This window comes from Rhodoferax sp. RT4P68, assembly GCF_056521305.1.
Genome location: NZ_JBWMBB010000010.1, coordinates 145,417 through 165,535 on the forward strand (window position 1 = coordinate 145,417; position 20,119 = coordinate 165,535).

Consider the following 20,119-nt stretch of genomic DNA (forward strand, 5'->3'; position numbering starts at 1 on the left):
AGGCGGTGCCGGCCATGTGGGAAATCTACGCCTACCAGAACGCAGACAGCCTGTTCGGCGTGTTCAACGCGGCCGCCGCCATCCATGCGTCCAGCGACTACGCGTCCGCCGTCGCCGCCGTCGCCTTCTGCGGCTTCGTCGCGGCCATGGTCGCCTACGTGTTCGCCCCGGAGAAGCTGCAGGGCTGGAAGTGGCTGGCGTCCGTCGTGCTGGTCTTCGGCATCCTGATCGTGCCCAAGGTCTCGGTCGGCATCGTGGACAAGACAGGTGGTTCGGCCGTCAAGGTGGTCGACAACGTGCCGTTCGGCGTCGCGCTGCTGGGCGGCCTGACCAGCACGATCGGCCACACGCTGACCGGGCTGTTCGAGACCGCTTTCCAGGTCATTCCCGGACCGGGCGCGCTGCCGGCCGAGTTGAGCTACCAGCGCAACGGGCTGATGTTCGGCAACCGGCTGATCCGCGAGACCGGCAACGTGGTGTTCCAGGATCCCGGCTTCCGGACGGACTTGGTGAACTTCATCCACAACTGCACGACCTACGACCTGGTGGACGGCACCCTGGACCCGGCCGTGTTCTCAGCGTCCGACGACGTTTGGCCGCTGATGGCGTCACCCAACCCGGCCCGGTTCAGCACACTGAGTGCCACCAGCGGCAGTGTGGGCGTCGACACCTGCCCCAACGTCTACAACAGCCTGAACGCCCGGCTGCCGGCGCAGATCCAGCGCATCCAGGGCCGCATCGCGTTCCGGCTGAACCCCACGCTGCCGGCGGCAGCGGCGGCCAGCGTGATCGCCGGCCAGGTGCAGCAGGCCTATCTGAAGAATGGCATCGCCAACGCGTCGGCTACGGCCGCTGATCTGATCCGCCAGAACGCCATGCTCAACGCGCTGGAGGACACCGGCCGGATCGTCGGCCAGAAGGTCAACGACCCAGCCGCCATGGTGCTGGCGGTCGGGCGCGCCCAAGCGCTCGCGCAGATGAACGCATCCTGGCTGAACTACGGCAAGGTCGCCGAGCAGGCGCTCCCGGTGTTCCGCAACGTGATCGAGGCGGTGACCTATGCGCTGTTCCCGCTGTTCGTGCTGTTGCTGCTGCTCACCAGCGGGCGCGAGACCATGCTGGCCTTCAAGGGCTACGCGTCGATCCTGATCTGGATCCAGCTCTGGCCACCGCTGTATGCGATCTTGAACTACATGGCGTCGATCTACGCGGCCTACGACCTGGCGGCTGCAGCGGATCTGGGGAACGGGGCGAAGGCGCTGGCGCTGCAGACCGCCTCCGTCATCTACGGGCGGGCGGTATCTGGCGAAGCCGTGGTCGGCTACCTGGCCATGAGCATCCCGTTCGTCGCCTGGGCGGCGCTCAAACGCATGGAGAACTTCGGCACGGCGCTGGTCGGTGGGTTGTCGGGGCTGCAGGGCGCGCTCTCCGGCGCGACGTCGATGTCCGCCATCGGCAACACCACGCTCGGCAATGTGTCGATGGACCAGTTTCAGCTGGCGCCCAACCGCAGCTCGGCATTCATGGGTAGCTGGCAGCATGACCTGTCCGGCAACACCTTCTCTTCGAACGTGCTGACGGGGCGTACGGCGGTCAGCCTGTTGCGCAACCAGGGCTACGCGTCACGCGTCGTATCCATGCGGGTGTCGGAGCAGGATGTGCAGGATGCCAGTCGGCAGGTGGATGCGGCGCGCGGGGAGTCGGTGGCGGCGAGCAACGAACGGTCATCGGTTCTGACGGAAGCCTTCACGAAGGGCCTGACCAAGTTGCGGTCGTCGCGCAGCAGCAGTGGGTCAACTTCGAGCAGCTACGAGCAGTTGGGGGAATCGCTCAACAAGCTGGATCAGATCAGCCGGAGCGTGGCCGATTCCACAGGGCTGACGCAGGTTCAAGTTGCGCGGATTGCTCTTGGCGTATCTGGCCGAGTTGGAATCAGCACACCGCTTGCTGGGCTGCAAGGCGAGGCAAGTGCGGACAAGAACTACACCGCCGGTCTTTCAAAAGAAGAACAGCGTGCATTGGGATCCTTGAGCAGCGACCAGATCGCCGCGTTCAAACAGTTCGGCGACCGAGCCACCCGCGATACCAGTTTCGTTCAGGTACTCGCCAGCGACGCACTCGAGGCCCAGGACCTCTCCGCGCGCTTAAGCTCCTCCGCAGCACGCTCAGAACGCGCCGATGCGAGCCTTTCCGAACGCACGGCCTTCGCCGAACGCGTGTCCTCCGCGCACGAACGCGGTGACAGCATCGCCATCGACATCGCCCAGGATCCTCACAACCTGCGCATGTTCACGCGTTACGCCGAACAATACGGTGGCGACAGTGCCTCAGCGCAAGTCCTCATGGCCTCAGAACTGGCGCGGCAGTCTCTGCGACCGAATCGCGTGTTCTCAGACGGTACCGCGTTGCCTACGACGTTCAGCGACCTCGACGATCAACATCGACGCGGTGCGGCCGGCGCCTCGCTCGCGCCGGATCTGGCCGCACGACACCAAGCCAACCGCGAGGGCATCGAGCGGAATGAAGGCGCTCAAAGTCGTCCACGCAGTAACGGCAGGCCGTCTGCGCTGCGCGAGTCGATCCGCGACGATGGCGCCCAGATCCGATCCGATGTGGAGGACAACCAGGATCGATTTGTTCGCAAAGCCAACGTCACTAGTACAACGGATGGCACGTTGGCTTCCGAAAGCTCACTGATCAAACGATCTGCCAACCAGCTGCGCCAGGATGCTTCACCCGTGATCGACGACGCCAGACGCGCCTTGAAGGACGCGTTGAAAAAATAGTTCGGTCAGATATTCTTGTCGGCGTCCAGCATGTGAACGCCGTGCTCAGGACGTGGCGGCTTCATGAAGGGCGGGTGTCCTTTGTCACGCCAGAAATTTGCGGCCAAGTCGCGACCAGACATCCCCATCCCGGGAATCGGATTACGCTCCTCTTCGGTCTGCAGAGGCCGAAGATTTGGATTCCGAGATCCGATCTGGGACAGCGCGCCGCCGATAGCTCCGCCGCACATGGCACCGATCATCATCATGACGATCTGCAGTCCGATCTCGTCGTGCCGGGCCGACAACCAGCCCAGGCCGACGCCGATCGCAAGGAACAGCAGGAAGATGAGTTTTCGCATGGCTTGTCGCAGGCGAGCCTAGCACTGCTGAAAAAAACTTCAAGGACCTCGGTCTGTTCGGAGACATGCAAGCTACCTTAGAGCCATAGATGCGGGGCCCGCGCTCTTGCAGGATTCCATCTCCCTGCCGGGTCAAGGACTTCGGGACATCCTGCGCCTAGTCGGCCTTGACGTTGTTATCTTTGACCATCTTGTCCCAGCGCACGGTCTCAGCATGCATCCACTCCGTGATCTGCTGGTGGCTCCTGTCGGAGGGCTCGGAGCCCAGCTCCTGCAGCCGCTTGATGATGTCCGGGCACGCGACGATGCGCTGGATGGTCGACTGCAATTTGTCGAGCACTGCGTGCGGGCGGAGCACATCCGCGTCGCCATTCGCGTGGTGCGCGAGTTGTCGCCCCGACCCATGATGCACCGCTGGCGTGACGTGCGCGCCGAACACCTGCGCATCGACGAAGCCATCGCGTCCCGTAACCCCAAAGCGGTACGACAGGCCATGATGCTGAACTTGCGCAGCGGCATTGCACGGCTGTTTCCGCGTACGCCTTGAGTGCGGATGCGGGTCGGCATGGCGCTCGCAACCATTGCAAGACAATGGGCGCATGAAAACGCCCAGCTTGCGGAAGAAGAACCCATCGACCGAACGAACCGACACTGCAGGCGTGCCGGTGAGTGCCGCCCGGCGCAGACTTGCGCGTTCCGAGCAGCGCTTCCCTGAACCAGTGGCGGAACCGGAAACGGCCGCGCACGACGCCCCCGAATCCAGTCTGTCGCGCATGCTGGGCACCCTGTCGCTGTTCTCGACCGAAGTGCCTTCGCTCACGGTTGATCAGATTGCCGTGCGGCTGGGCGTTCCGAAAAGCACGGGCTACCGCTACATCCAGGAGCTGTGCAAGGTCGGCCTGCTGGTGCGGCTGGACCGCAGCATCACGCTGGGGCCGCGCATCATCGAGCTGGACCGCTGCATCAGGGAGTCCGACCCGGTCATCCGCGCGGCAGCACCGCCGATGCGCGGGCTGGCCGAGCAGACAGGGTTGGACGTGTTCATTTCCAAACTGTATGGGCACTCGATCATCACCGTGCACACCGAGTTCACAGACCCACAGCAACCGCTACGCTATGGGCGCGGTCGTCCGGTGCCAATCCCGCGTGGCGCCAGTTCCAAGGCGCTCGTCGCCTTCCTGCCGGCTGCACGGTTGCGCCGTCTGCACGAGGAGCTGGCCGATGCATCGGCCGAGATACCGCCTTGGGAGACGTTCTATGAAGAGGCCCAGCGCATCCGCAAGCAGGGCCACTGCCGAACCTCAGGTGAACTGAACGACAACAAGACGGGCATCTCGGCACCGATCTTCGGCCGCGGTCGCCTGGTGGTGGCCAGCGTCACAGCGCTGGGTAGCGATGCACGCCTGGCGTTGTTCAACGCCGATGCCATTGCGGAGTTGGTCATGCGCACTGCGCAAGCCATCGGCGCCCGCCTGGCCGCCGACGGCCACCTGTGACTGAACAGACCTTCATTCGGCGCGGATCTGGCGTTCCTTGACGATCGCGGCGTAGACGGCCTTGCCCCGCGCGATGCGCTGTGCCATCTGTTCGGGCGTGCTGTAGGCCGCAGTGAAGCCCAGGTTGGAAAACGTTTGCGTGACTGAGGGCGACGCCAACACGGCGCGCATCGCATCGTTCAGGTGCGTCACGATCTGCGGCGGCGTTCCGGCCGGCGCCAGAAGGCCGAAGAAGCCCTCGATCGCCAACGCCGGCAACCCGACCTCGGCAGCCGTTGGAATCTCGGGGAACATGGCATCGCGCACCACGCCGGTCATGAACAGCGGAACCAATTGTCCAGCGCGCAGCGCGCCGATCAGCGGCGAGGTCACCTCGGTCATGAGCTGTGCCTCGCCCTTCATCACGCCATCTTTGGCCATGGCGGCGCCTTTGTACGGCACATGCGTCAGCTGCGCGCCAGAGACAGACATGAAGATCTCACCCAGCAGGTGGTTGCTCGATCCGGTGCCGGCCGAGGCGAAGTTCATGGTACCGGGGCTGCGCTTGGCCAGGGCGACGAAGTCTGCCGTGGTCTTGACTCCGACCGCCGGCGATGTCGCGAACACAAAGGGCTGGGTAGCGCCCAGGCTGACGGGTATCAGCGTGGCGACATGCTCCTGCCCTGCGTACAGCACCGGCGCCGCCGTCAGGCTGCTGCCACTGCCCCACAACAAGGTGTAGCCGTCGGGCCTGGCCATCGCGGCCAGCTTGGTGCCGATGCGCCCGCCGGCGCCGGCCTTGTTCTCTACCACCACCGGCTGCTTGAGCCTGAGGCTCAACTCCTGGGCGATGGCACGTGCCGAGATATCGGTCGAGCCGCCCGGTTCGAACGACACGATCAGCGAGATCGGGCGCGCGGGGTAGGTGTCAGCCAATGCCGCAGGTGCGGCGAAGCAAGTGCCCATGGCCAGCAGGGCGACGGCTGCGGCGCGGCGCGTGGTTACGAGGTTGTACATGCGAAGGCTCCGTGGAAAGGAAGAACGGAAAACATCCATCCAGTTGGTCAGTCGAGCGACAGATTGGCGTCCTTGGCGACGCGCTTCCACTTGTCGGTCTCCTGCGCAAGCTTGTGGCGAAAGGAGTCCGGGCCGCTCGCGGTGACCAGCACGCCGCGCGCGCGCAGCCGGCTGTCGACATCGGGCAGGCGAATCACCTTGTCCAGAGCGGCCGACAGCTTCTCAACCACCGCAATCGGTGTGCCGGCAGGCGCGAACACACCCATCCAGCCTTCTGCCACGAGCTCCTTGTACCCGGCCTCCTGCAACGTCGGCACGTCCGGCAGTTCCTTCAGCCGCTGAGGCGACGGCGTCGCCAGCGCCTTGAGCTTGCCGGCCCTGATGTGCGGCAAAGCCACGGCCGCAGTCTCGAACGCAAAGTCCACGTCGCCGGCCAGCAGCGCTGTCATGGCCTGCTGGCTTCCCTGGTAGGGGACGTGGGTGGCCCGCGTGCCCGTGGCCGACAGGAACAGCTCACCCGCCAGGTGGTTGGTCGATCCCATGCCGAATGACGAGAAGTTCAACTTCCCGGGCTGCGCCCGGGCGCGCGCCACCAGCTCCTGCACGCTGTTGTCGGCCACCTTGGCGGGCGCCACTAGCACGAAGGTCACGCCACCGACCTCGGTGATCGGCATGAACTCCTTCAGCAGCTCGTAGGGCGCAACCTTGCGCGTCAACGGGTTGATAAGCAGCTCCGCACCTGTGCCGAAGAACAGCGTGTAGCCGTCGGCCTTGGCCCGTGCAACTGACAGCGCGCCGATCGTGCCGCCAGCGCCGGCACGGTTGTCCACGACGATGGCCTGTCCCAGTTCCGGACCCAGCTTCTCGGCCACGATGCGCGCCGCGCCATCGGTGCCGCCTCCGGGGGGGAAGGCCACAACCAGGCGCACCGGGCTGTTCGGATAGCCATCGGCCACGGCCATGGCCGGTGCGCTGACAACAGCGCAAAGCAGAAGCAGGTGGTTCAGAAGCTGCATGTCGATTCCTTTGTGGGACGGAGGTCGGGTCGGGGGTGCATTCAGCGCATGGCGACCGGGGCCTGCGCGCGCTGCGCGCGCTCGCGCTCGCCCTGCTCTGCGGCGGCCTGCTCAGCCGCGCGCACACTGGCACGGGCGCCGACGCGGGCGAGGTAGGCCTCCAGGTGCGGCCACCCTGCGGTGTCGATGGCGTGGGCCCGGGTCCACATCGCAATCGTGTAGCAGTGCGCGTCGGAGATCGTGAAGGACGACCCGGTCAGGAACTCGCGGTCGGCCAACTGCTCGTCGAGCCACTGCAGGCGGTCCTGCACATACTGGTGCGCAATCGGGCGGTATTCGGGTGGCGTCGTCGCCTTGAACAGCGGCATGAAGCCGCCCTTGTGCAGGTCGGCAGCGATGAAGCTCATCCACTCCAGTACGCGGTAACGCGCCAGCCCCGTAGCCGGCAGCAGCGCGGTGCCAGGGCACTGGTCGGCCAGGTACTGCATGATGATGCAGCCCTCGCTCAGATGTTGGCCGTCGGGCAGCTCCAGCGTGGGCACGGTACCCTTGGAATTGACTCCGAAGTAATCGCTGCCGTCTTGTAGCCGTTTGGTCTTCATGTCGACCCATTGCAGGTCCAGCGGCAACTGCAGTTCGCGCGCGACGATGTCGACCGCGAGCGAGCAGCCACGAACTTCGTGGTAGAGCTTCATGGATTGTTCTCCGCAGGTGAGGGGTCAGACGGTGGCGATCGGCGAGACCGGCGAGCCGGCCGCACCGGGCAGGTTCAGCGGCGGCGCCGTCAGCAGGAAGCGGCTGCGGCCGTGCGCGGCCAGCCAGCGGGCAAGGTCGCCCAGGCGCCAGAGCTCCCCCAGATGAATTCCGTTCTTGAACAGGCAGTGCTCGTGCAGCGGCAGCATGGCGTGGCGGCCCTGCATCCGCGTGCCTTTGGGCATGAGCTCGACCGCAAAGTTGTCGGAAATCAGCGCGGCAACACCGGTATCGGTGATCCAGCGCAGCAGACGTTGGTCGCCGCCATCGAGGCCGGGACACGCGCTGAGCAGCTGCTGGGCGATGGGCTGTCGGCCCATGGCCAGGATCATGTCGCCCAGGCCGCTGTGCAGGCACAGCATGTCGCCACGCTCGACAGTGACCTGGTCTGCCTCCAGGATGCGCATCAGGTCGTCGTAACCCACCGCGTGGTGTTGCGTCCCGTAGTGGCGGTGCAGATCCACCATCACCGCGCGGCCCTGCACGCCGTGTTCGGCCAGCTGCACGATGCCCAGTGCCTCGGCGCGCGGGTTCTCCCAGCTGTCCCAGCCGGCCGGCCCATCGGCTTGCATGCGGGTGCCGGGCAGCACATCGGTCCCCGCGCGGTAGCCGTTGTAGAACACCATCTCGTCCGTGCCGTCGCCATCGGCGTCGAACTCTGCTCCGGCGTGCGCCAGCCCGTCCCACTGCGTGGAGTACTGCGTGTGCAGGACCACCACGTCGTCGCTGAAGACGTCGGTGTAGAACGGGTTGACGCGCGACATCGCGAAGCAGAAGCACTGCTCGCCTTCGTGCGGCGCGCCACGCAGCGTTGCGAAACGGCGCGGCGGATGCCGGCGGGGGTGCAGTGCGTTGCCTCCCGGGTAGTCGAGCGGCAGCGACAGATTGAATGTGCGGCCTTCACTGGCCTCAATCAGCCCCTTGCGCACCTGCGCGGGACCGACCAGATTCATCGCGCCTCGCTGGTCATCGGCGCCGAAATCGCCCCAATTCGAACCCTCGGGCCTGCGGGCCCACCGTTGTTGGGTCATGCTGGTGCTCCTGCCGCGTTCAGGCTGCGGCCCGGCTGTCGAGTTCCATCTTTTCGGCCGCCAGTGCGGCCCGCACTGCGGGCCGCTCGGCCACGCGCTGCAGGTAGGCTGTAAGGTACGGCCAGACGGCCAGGTCGATCCGGTGCATTGCACTCCACATCACGATGGTGTAGCAGTAGGCGTCGGCCGCCGTAAAGCGGTTGGCGTGCAGGAACTGGCGCTCGCGCAGCACTTCGTCCAGCCAGGTCAGTCTCTTGCGCAAGTTGTCTACCGCGATCGCGCGGTACTCGGGCGGCGTGGTCGCGCGGAACAGCGGCGTGAAGCCTTTGTGCAGTTCCGTGCTGATGAAGCTCAGCCATTCGAGTACGCGGTAGCGCTCCATCCCCAGCAAGCCGGGCAGCAGCGCGTCGGCCCCGTGGCGATCGCACAGGTACTGGATGATCACACCGCCCTCCGTCAGAAACTGTCCATCATCCGTCTGCAGGGAGGGCACCTGGCCCTTGGGATTGACCCGGAAGTAGTCGCTGCCGTCCTGAAGCTTCTTCGCGCGTACGTCGACCCAGACGCGTTCGAGAGGAATGTCGGCCTCGCGCGCGACGATGTCGGCGGCCAGTGAGCAGGCATGTGGCGTGAGATAGAGCTTCATGGAGAAATCCTGTGGTGTCGGAAAAAAGGGGGCGCGGTCACAGCGAGCGGCTATTGCACGGATTGCGGGTGGGCGACCAGCGCCGCTTTCATAGGCGTCCAGGCCACGGCGGTGATCTCGCTGAACACACGCCACTCCTTGTGCCAGCGGCGACCGCCATCGTCGGAGCGGTAGAGATCGCCATACTTGGTGCCGGCGAACACCAGATCCGGCCGCGCGGCATGGACACCGAAAGCCCAGACCGTGGAGTTGGGTGCCAGGTCGATGCGCGATTCGACCCAGCTCTGCGCGCGGTCATGGGAGTGGTAGATGCGCGTGCGGCGCCCCGGCGTGCCGTCACCCATCGCCAGCAACAGCACGTCCGATCCGGGCAGTGCCTGAACGGTGCGGGTGTAGTAGAGGCCGTCGAAGCGGTCCCGCGAAAGTTCGCCCTGCCAGCTCGCGCCATCGTCGGTGCTGCGGTGCACGCAGTTGACCGTCAGCACCAACGCTGTCTTGGGTGCTTCGGCCGTCGCCGGCAACACGGTGATGGCGTGGATGTCCGGGTTGCGGATGCTGCCGGGCAAGCCCTCTGCCAAACGTTCCCACTGGTCGCCGCCATCACGGCTGCGCCAGGCACCGCCCTCTTCCACGCCGAACCAGACCGCGTTGCTGTCGTCGGGATCGATGCAGATGGTCAGCAGCCGTGGCCGGTGCACGCCCGCGCAGAACTCGGGAATCTCCGGTGCGAGCCGGGTCCAGGTCTCACCGGCATCGCGCGAGCGGTAGATCGCGGCGCGCGACGGCGCACCCGTGCCAGCGAACAGCACGCGAGGGTTGCGCGGGTCCACCGCGATCGACCAGACGGTCTGGCCGTTCAACGGCCCCTCGGCGCGGCGCCAATGCACGCCGCCATCCGTGCTGATGCTCAGGCCGGTATCGGCGCCGGCATAGATGCGCGCCGCTTGGGCCGGGTCCACAGCCAGCGATCGCACGGTTCCGTCGAACTCGATCGACTCCTTCAGGCCCAGCCGGTGCCAGGTCGCACCCTCGTCGTTGCTGCGCAGGATGCCCTGGCCGGCCGTAGCCACCAGGATGGTGCATGTCAATGGCGTCATCTCTTCCCTTCGGACGGTTGTGGTGCAAGCCACCGCGTCACATGCCCTGGATTGCTGCGTGCATTGCGGTGGATGTCGCATTTTTACTTCTATGCGATAAATATGCCAACTAGAAGAACTACCAATTTTGAAAATACTCGTCCAACGCTTCAGAATTTCCAACATTTCGCCATTGAGCTGCAGTTAGTGTTGTTGATAATTTTCTTGTACGATCGACTTCCAAATTACTGCAATGAAGTAATTTCTTGGTCTCATGCATGCTGCCGGATGGACGTCCACCACACCCGAGACCCTATGAAGACCGACAACCTCAGCGCTTTCCACATTCGCAAGTGGTATCTGCAGATCGACGACACGCTGGCCGGTGAAAGTGGCAAGCCCGCCGACGGCGAGCCACTGCGCAAGATCGTCATCGCTGCCTGCATCCACAACCCGTTCGCGGGTCGCTTCGAAGCGGACCTGTCGTCCTGGATCGCGCCCTCGCCAGAGCTTGGCCGCGAGTTTGGCCGGCGCATCCGCGAGGCGGCCCAGGGCCGTGCGATCGAGAGCTACGGCAAGGCGTGCCTGGTCGGCACCGACGGCGAGTACGAGCACGGCAACGCGCTGTTGACCAACCCGGCCGCTAACCCGGTGCGTGACGGCGTTGGCGGCGGCAAGAGCTGGGTGCCGTCAACCGGCAAGCGCGGCGGGCCCGGCACGGTGATCGACATCCCGCTGGCGCACAAGGATGCGCTGTACGTGCGTTCGCACTACGACACCGTCAGCGCCATGTTCGGCGACGGCCCCAACCGCGACGAGGTGTTGGTGATTTGGGCCTTCGCCACGCGCGGACGCCTCCACGCGCGCCTCAGCGGTCTGCAGGCGTCGGAGATCCAGGGCCAGGACGGTCTGGTCTGAGCGCGCCACTCCCCCGCCCTCCACGCAAGGCAACACATATGAAGCAACTTTTTCTAGCCGGCATCGCGGCTCTCGGCGCCTGGTGCGCGTTCCCCTTAGCGCACGCACAGCCCACTTGGCCGAGCGAGCGGCCGATCACGCTGGTAGTGCCGTTCGCCCCCGGTGGTGGCACCGACATCCTGGCGCGGCTGGTGGCCGACAAGCTTGGCGAACACCTGCGCCAGACCATCGTGGTGGACAACAAGCCCGGTGCCAACGGCGCTATCGCGCTGCGCGCGGTCGAGCGCGCCAAGGTAGACGGTTACACGCTCATGTTCGGCAGCAGTTCCACGCACGTACTGGCACCGCTGATGTCGGACGACAAGATGGCGATGGACGAGGTGCGCAAGAGATTCGTGCTCGGCAGCATGGTGGCGGACACGCCTCTGGTGCTGGCTGTCAGCACCAAGTCCTATCTCGGCACGTTGGACCAACTGCTGCAGGCGGGGCGCAGCAGGTCCGTGACCTTCGGCACCTTCGGCAGCGGCTCATCGCCGCACGTGCTCGGCGAATTGCTGGCCGCGCGAACCGGCACGCAGCTGCTGCACGTGGCCTACAAAGGGTCGTCGCCGGCGCTCACCGACCTGCGCGGCGGCCACATCGACAGCGTGTTCCTGACCATCGCCGCCGTCAGTGCGCAAGTCGATTCGAAGGAAGTCCGTCCACTCGCAGTGACCGGCCCCCGTCGCGTGCAGTCGCTTGCCGATGTGCCGACGTTCACCGAGGTGGGCATCGCCGGCCTGGAAGACTCAGGATGGTTCGCCGTCTTCGCGCCGACCGGCACGTCCCCCATCATCCTGGAGAAACTGCACGCCGCAATTGCCAAGGTCCTGGTCCTGCCGCAGGTGCAGGCCAGCCTGCTGGAGCTGGGTCTGCAGCGCGCCGCCGGCAGCCGTACCCAGGAGGCGGCGGCCTGGGATCGCTCGATCACGCAGACCCGCAAGATCCTGCAGCAGGTCAGGATCACCACGAAGTGACCGCATGAGTCTGCACGTCTCCGATTCCGACCCCGGCACATCGCATTTCGTACAGCTGGGCAAGCTGCGCTTTCACTACGTCGCCTGGGGCCCGCAGGAGGCACCGGTGGTGCTGTGTCTGCACGGATTGCGCAGCTATGCGCGAACCTTCGCACCGCTGGCGGCGGCGCTCGCCGTCGACTTCCGCGTGATTGCGCTGGATCAGCGCGGCCGCGGCCAGACCGACTGGTGTCCTGAACGTGACTACTACACGGCCCGTTACGCAGGCGACATCGCCGCGTTCGTCGACGCGCTTCGGCTGGACTCGGTGCATCTGCTCGGACATTCGATGGGCGGTATCAACGCCCTGGTGTACACGCTCACCCATGGCAACAGGCTGCGCAGCCTCATCCTGGAAGACAGCGGACCCGGCGCATCGCGCAGCAGCGACGGGGCCGCACGCATCAATGCGGAACTGGTCCACACACCTTCGTCCTTTCCGGACTGGGACGCAGCCAGAGGCTTCTGGCGCGCCATCCGTCCGAATGTCACCGAGGCTGCGATCGAGTCGCGCGTGGCGAACTCCATGCGTGAGACCGACGGCGCCGTGACGTGGGCGCACGACCAGGCCGGCATCACGCACTGTCGTCTCCACCCCAGCCAGCCCGACCCCGATCTTTGGCCCTGTGTCCACGCCATCGGCGGCGCTGCCCTGCTGCTGCGCGGCGCCAACTCCGACTATCTGTCACACCAGACCTTCACGGACATGCTGTCGGCCAACCGGCACATCCAGGGCGTTGAGATTGCTGGCGCAGGCCACTATGTGCACGACGACCAGCCGGCGGCCTTCAACGGCGCGGTGCGGTCTTTCCTGCTGCGCCAGCCACACTGAAAAGCTCGCTGCGCCTGGCGAGACCCACCACGGGCCGGTTGCGCCTGCTGCCCCACGCGCAGGCCTTGCCGATTCGGGCTACCGCCGTCCAGCACCTCACTCCTAGCATTCGACTCCACTGCTGCCGCCCTCGTGGTGTCAGCGGCAACAGGCTCGCGGAACGGCGCAACCCGCCCGCAGCCGCCCCCGGATGTCTACCTAGGAATGCCATGAGTGCCACCCTGCCGCCGCACGGCGCCAACACGCTGAGACGCGACGCGCTGGGCGTCTATTTCATCGTCTTCTTCGTCGTCTCGGCTGCCAGCCCGCTGAGCGTCATCGCCGGGGGGTTCCCGATCGGCATCATGCTCGGCAACGGTCCGGGCACGCCTGCGCTACTGCTGGCCGCGCTGGCGGTGTTGCTGGCGTTCTCGGCGGGCTACACCACCATGGCCAAGTACGTGACCAACGCGGGCGGCTTCTACGCGTTCACGTCCACCGGGCTCGGCGGCCTGGCCGGCGGTGCGGCCGGCGTGCTGGCGCTGTTCGCCTACAACATTCTGCAGATCGGCCTGTACGGCATGTTCGGCGGTGTCGTGGCGGGCACCATGGCCACGACCTTCGGCATTGACGCGCCGTGGTGGATCTGGTCCCTGCTGGCCATGCTCAGCATCGCCATCCTCGGCTACCGCAATGTCGACCTGTCGGCGCGTGTGCTTGCCTTTGTCGTGGTCGCCGAATACGCCGCCATCCTCACGCTGGACATCGCCATCCTGCGGGCAGGTGGCGACAACGGCATCCACCTCGATTCGTTCAAGCCTTCGAACGTCCTCAGTGGCACGCCCTCGATCGGGCTGCTGTTCTGCTTCGCAGCGTTCATCGGTTTCGAGGCCACGACCATTTATGGCGAGGAGGCCAAGGATCCGCAGCGCACCATCCCGCGCGCTACCTACGCCTCGGTGCTGCTGATCGGGGGCTTCTACGGGCTGTCGATCTGGGCGCTGGTGGTGGGCGTGGGCACCGACAAGATCGTGCCGCTGCTGCAGTCACTGCAAGACCCGACAACCTTCCTGTACGGCGTGTCCGACCACTACGCCGGCCCCGGTCTCACGTCCGTGATCCGGGTGCTGTTCATGGTCAGCATCTACGCCGGCCTGCTGGCCTTTCACAACGCCGCCGCGCGCTATTTCTTCGCCATCGGCCGCGACGGCCTGCTGCCCGCCTGGCTGGGCACCACGCACCGCGTGCACCAAAGCCCGCACCTGGGCTCGGCCGTGCAAAGCGCCGTGGCGGCAACCGTGGTGCTGGCCTTTGCCGCCTTCGATGCCGACCCCATCCTGCAGTTGTTCGCCTGGCTGTCCAGCGTGGCCACGTTGTGCGTGATCGGGCTGATGGCGCTGACATCGGCCGCCGTGCTAGCGTATTTCGGCCGCCGCCCCGACCTGCGATTGGGCCTGTGGCGCGCGCGCCTGCTTCCCGGGCTGGCCTGCGTCGCGCTCGTGTGCGTGCTGGTGCTGGCCGTGCTCCATTTCGACGTGCTGACCGGGGCCAGCAAGGCCTTGTCGTACGCACTGTGCGCCGTGATCCCCGTGGCGATCGTGGTCGGCGTTGCGCTGGCCGCACGGCTGCGCCGCCGCGCACCCGGGCGCTTTGCCAACCTCGGCAGCCACAAGCTGTGACGCGCCATCCCGTTCCGCGATCCAACCTTCAGGAAACCCCAGCGATGACCTCCGCAGACACCTGCAACACGACCCGGCCCGTGGCGACCTTGCCCTGTGCGCATTTCGGTTCGAGCCGCACTCGGCAGCCTGAGAACGTGGGGCCATCGGCGCACGCGCGCAAGGATTGCCGCTGGCGCATCGCCGCGCTGGCCGCCGCTCTGGCCGCCCTCGCCGCGCCGGCAGCCGCCTATGAACTGCACAACCAGGACGGCCAGATCCTCAACGCGGACCTGACCCTCGTATACGCCTGGCTCCACAGCGAGCGCAACTACGACGGCCGCCCCGGTAGTTCGACCTGGCGCGAGGGCTATGCCAAGTACGGCTTGTCCGGCAGCACGGCACGGCTGGGGGTGGGCACGGTCTATGGCGCACTCAACGCCGTCAGCTCGGCCACCTGGGGCGACGGCGATGCCGGCGGGTACAGCGACGGCAGCGAGCGCCGCACGCGCATGGAAGACGCCTACATCGGCTGGCGCTCGGGCACCAGCCTGCCGGCGCTGGGCACCGATGGGCTGGACATCTCGGCCGGCCGCCAGGCCGTGAAGATCGGCAGCGGCTTTCTCGTGATGGACGACGGCTTCAACCCGGGACGACGGCTGGCCGGCGACGCACTCGATCGCGGTGGTGCCTACTACATCGGGGCACGCCACGCTTTTGCCGGCACGGCCGTGGTCAAGCTCGGCCGGCCAGACGGGCTGCACGGCAGCGCCATGTGGCTCAAGTCGGACAACCATGCCCAGGCCAACACCGCAGTGGCGGCCGGTACGCTGGACTACACCACCCCTGCAGGCACGCTGGGCCTGACCTACCTGCGCGGCCTGGAGGTCGACGCGCGCTACGCCAGCCCCGCGCAGTTGCTGCGCAAGGGCATGGACGTGTTCAGCGTGCGTGGCGAGGGCAGTGCCGGCATTGCGGATGCCAGCTTTGCTTTCGAGGTCGCGCGCCAGCGCACCGACATGGGCCAAGCCAGCGCCGGCTACGTGCAGGCGGGTTACGCCTGGCCCGCTGCCCCCTGGGCGCCGAGCCTGCGTTACCGGTACGCCCGCCACGGCCAGGGCTGGGACCCGCTGTTCACCGGCGGCTTTCGCGGCTGGCTGCAAGGCGAGGTGGCAGGCAACTACGCCGGGCCGTTCAACAGCAACGCGGCCGTACACCAGCTTGTAGTGGACGTCAAACCCACTCCATCGCTGACGCTGGGCGCGGCGCTGCAGAGCTACCGCACGCTGCGCGATCGCCAGACCCTCACGCTCGATGCGCGCGAGCTGAACCTGTTTGCCGAGTGGACGGTGCACCCGCACCTGGTCGTGGCACCCATGCTGGGCCTGTACAAGCCGCGCAGGGACGCTGGCAACGGCGGCAACCAGAACAGCCCCGGCACCAACCTGTACGCGCAGTTGCTGCTGATCGCGCCGTTCTGATCAGTGCCGCAGGTCGCGACCGCGCTGCGTGTGCGATGGCAATTCGCCGAACAACTCTTCGTACTCCGCCGCGAAATGGCTCAGATGCGTGAAGCCCCAGGTCGAGGCGATCTCGGCGATGGTCGCTGCCATCGGCGGCGTGGCCATCAGCTGGCGCCGCACGCCGTTCAACCGGATGCACCGGATGTAGTGCACCGGCGTCATCTGCGCCACGCTGCGAAAGCTGTTCTGCAGCGTGCGCCGGCTGATGCGCAGGCGCTTGCACAGCGCCACCACGTCCGGCCGCACATCGGTGTCGGCCAGCATGAACTGGTGGCATTTCTCGACGATGAAGCTGTGGGGCGAACTGACCAGGCGCTGGGCCGGGTCGCAAGCCGGCGCCTCCAGCAAGCCCAGCAAGGCCTGCAGCAAGCCATGTTCCAGCGCGGCCTGGGCCGGTGCGTCGTGAAACAGGTGGGGGTGGACCAGCGCGTCGCAGAACACCTGCAGCAGGGCGCCCCGGATCGAGCCCATCTTCTCGGGCGACACCCGCAGCACGGGCTGGCGCAAAAGCGTCTGCAACTCTGCGCCTCGGGCGTCGCCAGACAACAGCTGCGCCACGTGCGCGGCGTCGAAGGTCAGTGCCAGCAGGTCGCATCCTTCGGGCATGTGGAACATGAATTCCTCATCGCCGCGCAGCACGAACACGCAGTTCATGTCGGCGGCGCGGCCCTGCATGCGCACTGCGCCTGGCAGGGCCAGCGGCACGGCGAAACACACCTTGCCACGCGGCGCCCGCCCCTGCTGCACCACCCGCTGGTTGATGCACTCGCGGAACACATGGAACGCACCTGCCGAAAACTGCATCAGCGAGCTGTGCAGCGGCCCCGGCGTGAGCTGGTGGTAGGTCTGTTGCCAGTCGTGTACCGAGGCCGCATGCAGATGGATGTCGCGAAATCGGTCGATGCGGGCCTGCAGCGCACCAACTTGGGGGGCAAAAATCATGTTTAGTCTCTTTTTAAGGAATTGATGCCGATCTCAACCGCCTGAAATCAGGGTCAACTATTTACCAAAATCCCGTATAAAAGAATTCATGCAATCCCTATGCCAATCCATTCCCAACTGTGCTGGAGTTTCCATGCGTACCCCTGATTCCGCCGCTCTCAGCGCGCGCAACTTCATCGATGGCCGGTTGCAAGACGCCACTGGCGCCACCTGGCTGGACAAGCTGGCCCCCGCCACCGGGGCGCTGCTGGCCCATGTGGCCGACTCTGGCGCGACCGACGTGGACGCGGCCGTGCAGGCCGCAGCGCGCGCCTTGCCCGGCTGGCGAGCGACGCCGGGCGCGCAACGTGCACGCCTGCTGCAGCGGCTGGCCGATCTGCTCGGACGCGATGCCGCCCGGTTCGTGCAGCTGCTCGCCGACGAGCAGGGCCGACCGCCGCAGGAAATGGCGCTGATGGATCTGCCGATGTGCGTCGACACGCTGCGCTACTTCGCCGGCTGGGCCGACAAGCTGGAAGGCCGCACCATCCCCACGGCCGGCTTCATGGGCCGCACCACGCTGAACTACACGACGCGCGAACCCATCGGGGTGGCGGCGCTGGTGATCCCGTGGAACGCGCCGCTCATGATCTGCATCTGGAAGCTGGCCCCGGCACTGGCGGCTGGCTGCACCGTGGTGGTGAAGGCGCCGGAGGACGCACCACTGGCCGTCACCGCCCTGGCCGAACTGCTGTCCGAGGCCGGACTGCCGCCCGGCGTTGTCAACATCGTGAACGGCGGTGCGGTGGCAGGCGCTGCCCTGGTAGCGCACCCGCTGGTGCGCAAGATCAGCTTCACGGGCAGCACCGCCGTGGGCCGCATCATCGCGCGTGAAGCGGCGCCTGCCTTCAAACACCTCACACTGGAGCTGGGTGGCAAGGCGGCGCAGCTGGTGTTCGCCGACGCGGACCTGGCGCAGGCGGCCCAGGGCGTGGCCATGGGCCTGTTCGTCAACCAGGGCCAGACCTGTGCGGCCGGCTCGCGCATCCTGGTGCAGCGTTCGGTGATGCCGGCCTTCGAAGAGGCCTTGGCAGCCGCTGCACGGGGGCTGAAGATGGGCCGACCGGACGAGCCCGGTGTGCAGATGGGCGCCCTCATCAATGCCCGCCACCGCGACCGCGTGCGCAGCTACATCGATCTGGGCCAGGCCGAGGGTGCGCGCCTGGTGACGGGTGGCGAGCCGGTGCCCGCGCAAGGCTTCTTCGTGCGGCCCACGCTGTTTGCCGACGTGCGCAACGACATGCGCATCGCGCAGGAAGAGATCTTCGGCCCGGTCGGCATGCTGATCCCGTTCGACGACGAGGATGAAGCTGTGCAACTGGCCAACCACAGCGACTTCGGCCTGTCGGCTTCGGTCTGGACGCGCGATCTGGCCGCCGCGCACCGCGTGTCGGCGCGGCTGGAAGTCGGCGCCGTCGCGGTCAACTGCTGGAGCCCGCTGGATGCACGCCTTCCATGGGGCGGCGGCAAGGACAGCGGTTTGGGCCGCGACCTCTCAGCGAAGGCGCTGGATGCCTACCTGGAAGAGAAGACGGTCACGCTGATGCTCTGAGGCGCGGCCGACCCGCTCCGCATGGGACCGGGTCGCTCCGGATCGGAGCGGAACGCCGCAAGCAGCGGCGACCCGCCCTGCACCATCACAGCGTGGCCAGGCCTTCGGCAAACACGTCCAGCGCCTTGAACATGAGGGCGCGGGTGATCGTGAGCGATGGCATCACGCGCATCACGTTGCCGTAGCGGCCGCACGGCACCATCAGCACCCCGTGGCTGAGCAGGTAACCCATCAACTGGCCTACCTTCTCGCGCCCCAGCGGCTCCTTGGTGGTGGTGTCTTCCACGAGCTCGATGCCGATCATCAGGCCGCGGCCCCGCACTTCGCCCACGCGCGGGCTGCCATAGCCGCGGATGCGCGCCTGCGCCTCGGCGCCGAGCGTGTGCGCACGCGCGATCAGGTTCAGCTCGGGATCCTGCAGGATGCCGATGTTGGTCAGTGCCACTGCGGCCGACACGCCGTTGGCGGCGAACGTGTTGGGCACCGAGCCGTCGGGAATCTGCCCCGCCAGGTCGGAGCGCATGATCAGGCCGGCCATCGGCACATCGCTGCCGATGCCCTTGCCGAAGGTCAGCATGTCCGGCTTCACGCCCGCATGTTCGACCGCCCACATCTTGCCGGTACGCCCCGCGCCCGACTGCACCTCGTCGACGATCAGCAGCGCACCGCTGCGGTCGCAGGCCTTGCGCAGCAGCTGCAGAAACTCCGGGGCCGGCGGCACGTAACCGCCTTCGCCCTGCACCGGCTCGACGATCACGGCGGCCACGTCGTCTGCCGCGGTGTAGGGCGTGTTCAACAGGTAGTCGACGTATTCGCCTGCGATCTGCTCAGCGCTCTTGTGCGTGGTGTCGAACGGGAAGCGGTAGGCGTACGGATAGGGCGCGTGGATGACGCCCCCCATGAACGGCCCGTATCCCTTGCGGTAGGCAGAGCCGGTGGTCAGCGCGACGGACGCATTCCAGACGCCGTGGTAGCCGCCGTGGAACGCGATGAGCTGGTGGCGACCCGTGACACGCTTGGCGAATTTCACGGCCGCTTCGAGCGCGTCGCTCCCGCTCTGCGTGAAGAACGTGACGCAGTCGCCGCGCAGCCCCTCGGGCGCGATCTCGGACATCTTCACCGCCAGCTCGGTGCGCCGCGTGCTGTTGACCTCCATGGCGTGCATCAGCACCTGCGATTGCTGCTGCATGGCAGCCAATACCTTGGGATGGCAGCGCCCCACGCTGCTCACGCCGACGCCGGCCGACAGGTCGATGAAGGTGTTGCCGTCCGGGTCCTTGAAGGTCGCGCCGAAGGCCCGGTCCATCACCACCGGCATGCGGCCGCCGCCGCGCGCCATCGATTCGGTGCGGGCGGACAGCTCCAGGGCCTTGGCCGCCAGCGGGCCGGGGAATGCGGCGGACACCATCTTGGGGGCGTCCGGGTAGTGGAGGGATTGCAGTTGGGTTTCGAGCACGGTGCTTCTCTCTGAAGGGTGGAT

Annotated in this window: 18 protein-coding genes; 8 read left to right on the plus strand and 10 right to left on the minus strand. The window is 66.5% G+C overall.

Annotated elements, in window-relative coordinates; genetic code table 11:
• The first annotated feature begins 14 nt into the window (after window positions 1-14).
• Window positions 15-2,786 (plus strand): conjugal transfer protein TraG N-terminal domain-containing protein, encoded by a 2,772-nt coding sequence (locus tag AC099J_RS21090; RefSeq protein ID WP_479617246.1) that lies wholly within the window; start codon window positions 15-17, stop codon window positions 2,784-2,786.
• A gap of 5 nt (window positions 2,787-2,791) precedes the next feature.
• Here AC099J_RS21090 and AC099J_RS21095 read toward each other — a convergent pair whose 3' ends face one another.
• Both AC099J_RS21095 and AC099J_RS21100 read right to left on the minus strand, forming a co-directional pair.
• Window positions 2,792-3,127 (minus strand): hypothetical protein, encoded by a 336-nt coding sequence (locus tag AC099J_RS21095; protein ID WP_479617247.1) that lies wholly within the window; start codon window positions 3,125-3,127, stop codon window positions 2,792-2,794.
• A gap of 157 nt (window positions 3,128-3,284) precedes the next feature.
• Window positions 3,285-3,902 carry a hypothetical protein gene (locus AC099J_RS21100; RefSeq protein ID WP_479617248.1) on the minus strand — a complete coding sequence of 206 codons (618 nt, stop codon included), beginning with the start codon at window positions 3,900-3,902 and terminating at the stop codon, window positions 3,285-3,287.
• Between AC099J_RS21100 and AC099J_RS21105 the strand changes: the two genes are divergently transcribed.
• The gene (locus AC099J_RS21105; RefSeq protein WP_479617249.1) at window positions 3,901-4,623 is read left to right on the plus strand and encodes an IclR family transcriptional regulator; all 723 of its coding nucleotides are present in this window, start codon (window positions 3,901-3,903) and stop codon (window positions 4,621-4,623) included. The two genes, AC099J_RS21100 and AC099J_RS21105, sit on opposite strands and share 2 nt — an antisense overlap.
• 12 nt (window positions 4,624-4,635) lie before the next feature.
• Here AC099J_RS21105 and AC099J_RS21110 read toward each other — a convergent pair whose 3' ends face one another.
• Genes AC099J_RS21110 through AC099J_RS21135 form a run of 6 tightly spaced genes read right to left on the minus strand, consistent with a single transcriptional unit; the run spans window position 4,636 to window position 10,153 of the window.
• Window positions 4,636-5,619 (minus strand): Bug family tripartite tricarboxylate transporter substrate binding protein, encoded by a 984-nt coding sequence (locus AC099J_RS21110; protein ID WP_479617250.1) that lies wholly within the window; start codon window positions 5,617-5,619, stop codon window positions 4,636-4,638.
• Between the two features lie 47 nt (window positions 5,620-5,666).
• Entirely contained in the window at window positions 5,667-6,635 is a 969-nt protein-coding gene (locus tag AC099J_RS21115) for a Bug family tripartite tricarboxylate transporter substrate binding protein (RefSeq protein WP_479617251.1), read from the minus strand.
• A 41-nt stretch (window positions 6,636-6,676) separates the two neighbouring features.
• Window positions 6,677-7,330 (minus strand): glutathione transferase GstA, encoded by a 654-nt coding sequence (gene gstA / locus AC099J_RS21120; RefSeq protein ID WP_479617252.1) that lies wholly within the window; start codon window positions 7,328-7,330, stop codon window positions 6,677-6,679.
• A 24-nt stretch (window positions 7,331-7,354) separates the two neighbouring features.
• The gene (locus AC099J_RS21125) at window positions 7,355-8,419 is read right to left on the minus strand and encodes a cyclase family protein (RefSeq protein ID WP_479617253.1); all 1,065 of its coding nucleotides are present in this window, start codon (window positions 8,417-8,419) and stop codon (window positions 7,355-7,357) included.
• A gap of 19 nt (window positions 8,420-8,438) precedes the next feature.
• Complete coding sequence (gene gstA, locus AC099J_RS21130; protein ID WP_479617254.1) at window positions 8,439-9,065, minus strand: glutathione transferase GstA; 627 nt, start codon at window positions 9,063-9,065, stop codon at window positions 8,439-8,441.
• A 50-nt stretch (window positions 9,066-9,115) separates the two neighbouring features.
• Complete coding sequence (locus tag AC099J_RS21135) at window positions 9,116-10,153, minus strand: glycosyl hydrolase (protein ID WP_479617370.1); 1,038 nt, start codon at window positions 10,151-10,153, stop codon at window positions 9,116-9,118.
• A gap of 303 nt (window positions 10,154-10,456) precedes the next feature.
• Between AC099J_RS21135 and AC099J_RS21140 the strand changes: the two genes are divergently transcribed.
• The 5 genes from AC099J_RS21140 to AC099J_RS21160 all read left to right on the plus strand — a co-directional run bounded on the left by AC099J_RS21140 (window position 10,457) and on the right by AC099J_RS21160 (window position 16,064).
• Window positions 10,457-11,059, plus strand: a complete 603-nt coding sequence (locus tag AC099J_RS21140; RefSeq protein ID WP_479617255.1) for an amino acid synthesis family protein — start codon at window positions 10,457-10,459, stop codon at window positions 11,057-11,059.
• Window positions 11,060-11,097: 38 nt separating this feature from the next.
• Complete coding sequence (locus tag AC099J_RS21145; RefSeq protein ID WP_479617256.1) at window positions 11,098-12,075, plus strand: Bug family tripartite tricarboxylate transporter substrate binding protein; 978 nt, start codon at window positions 11,098-11,100, stop codon at window positions 12,073-12,075.
• A 4-nt stretch (window positions 12,076-12,079) separates the two neighbouring features.
• Entirely contained in the window at window positions 12,080-12,946 is an 867-nt protein-coding gene (locus tag AC099J_RS21150) for an alpha/beta fold hydrolase (protein WP_479617257.1), read from the plus strand.
• A 209-nt stretch (window positions 12,947-13,155) separates the two neighbouring features.
• Window positions 13,156-14,604: an APC family permease gene (locus tag AC099J_RS21155; RefSeq protein WP_479617258.1), complete on the plus strand. Its 1,449-nt coding sequence runs from the start codon at window positions 13,156-13,158 to the stop codon at window positions 14,602-14,604.
• 44 nt (window positions 14,605-14,648) lie between these two features.
• The gene (locus tag AC099J_RS21160; protein WP_479617259.1) at window positions 14,649-16,064 is read left to right on the plus strand and encodes an alginate export family protein; all 1,416 of its coding nucleotides are present in this window, start codon (window positions 14,649-14,651) and stop codon (window positions 16,062-16,064) included.
• Here AC099J_RS21160 and AC099J_RS21165 read toward each other — a convergent pair whose 3' ends face one another.
• Window positions 16,065-17,048: a helix-turn-helix domain-containing protein gene (locus tag AC099J_RS21165; protein WP_479617260.1), complete on the minus strand. Its 984-nt coding sequence runs from the start codon at window positions 17,046-17,048 to the stop codon at window positions 16,065-16,067.
• A gap of 133 nt (window positions 17,049-17,181) precedes the next feature.
• Between AC099J_RS21165 and AC099J_RS21170 the strand changes: the two genes are divergently transcribed.
• Entirely contained in the window at window positions 17,182-18,639 is a 1,458-nt protein-coding gene (locus AC099J_RS21170; protein WP_479617261.1) for an aldehyde dehydrogenase family protein, read from the plus strand.
• A gap of 85 nt (window positions 18,640-18,724) precedes the next feature.
• Here the strand turns inward: AC099J_RS21170 and AC099J_RS21175 are convergent, their stop codons facing one another.
• Window positions 18,725-20,095 carry an aspartate aminotransferase family protein gene (locus tag AC099J_RS21175; protein ID WP_479617262.1) on the minus strand — a complete coding sequence of 457 codons (1,371 nt, stop codon included), beginning with the start codon at window positions 20,093-20,095 and terminating at the stop codon, window positions 18,725-18,727.
• Between the last annotated feature and the right edge of the window lie 24 nt (window positions 20,096-20,119).

Bases quoted from the DNA above. Each gene is read 5' to 3' on its own strand.
- AC099J_RS21090 (WP_479617246.1), top strand. From the start codon at position 15: ATGTGGGAAATCTACGCCTACCAGAACGCAGACAGCCTGTTCGGCGTG.
- AC099J_RS21095 (WP_479617247.1), bottom strand. From the start codon at position 3,127: ATGCGAAAACTCATCTTCCTGCTGTTCCTTGCGATCGGCGTCGGCCTG.
- AC099J_RS21105 (WP_479617249.1), top strand. From the start codon at position 3,901: ATGCTGGGCACCCTGTCGCTGTTCTCGACCGAAGTGCCTTCGCTCACG.
- AC099J_RS21100 (WP_479617248.1), bottom strand. From the start codon at position 3,902: ATGCGCGACAGACTGGATTCGGGGGCGTCGTGCGCGGCCGTTTCCGGT.
- AC099J_RS21110 (WP_479617250.1), bottom strand. From the start codon at position 5,619: ATGTACAACCTCGTAACCACGCGCCGCGCCGCAGCCGTCGCCCTGCTG.
- AC099J_RS21115 (WP_479617251.1), bottom strand. From the start codon at position 6,635: ATGCAGCTTCTGAACCACCTGCTTCTGCTTTGCGCTGTTGTCAGCGCA.
- gstA (WP_479617252.1), bottom strand. From the start codon at position 7,330: ATGAAGCTCTACCACGAAGTTCGTGGCTGCTCGCTCGCGGTCGACATC.
- AC099J_RS21125 (WP_479617253.1), bottom strand. From the start codon at position 8,419: ATGACCCAACAACGGTGGGCCCGCAGGCCCGAGGGTTCGAATTGGGGC.
- gstA (WP_479617254.1), bottom strand. From the start codon at position 9,065: ATGAAGCTCTATCTCACGCCACATGCCTGCTCACTGGCCGCCGACATC.
- AC099J_RS21140 (WP_479617255.1), top strand. From the start codon at position 10,457: ATGAAGACCGACAACCTCAGCGCTTTCCACATTCGCAAGTGGTATCTG.
- AC099J_RS21145 (WP_479617256.1), top strand. From the start codon at position 11,098: ATGAAGCAACTTTTTCTAGCCGGCATCGCGGCTCTCGGCGCCTGGTGC.
- AC099J_RS21150 (WP_479617257.1), top strand. From the start codon at position 12,080: ATGAGTCTGCACGTCTCCGATTCCGACCCCGGCACATCGCATTTCGTA.
- AC099J_RS21155 (WP_479617258.1), top strand. From the start codon at position 13,156: ATGAGTGCCACCCTGCCGCCGCACGGCGCCAACACGCTGAGACGCGAC.
- AC099J_RS21160 (WP_479617259.1), top strand. From the start codon at position 14,649: ATGACCTCCGCAGACACCTGCAACACGACCCGGCCCGTGGCGACCTTG.
- AC099J_RS21165 (WP_479617260.1), bottom strand. From the start codon at position 17,048: ATGATTTTTGCCCCCCAAGTTGGTGCGCTGCAGGCCCGCATCGACCGA.
- AC099J_RS21170 (WP_479617261.1), top strand. From the start codon at position 17,182: ATGCGTACCCCTGATTCCGCCGCTCTCAGCGCGCGCAACTTCATCGAT.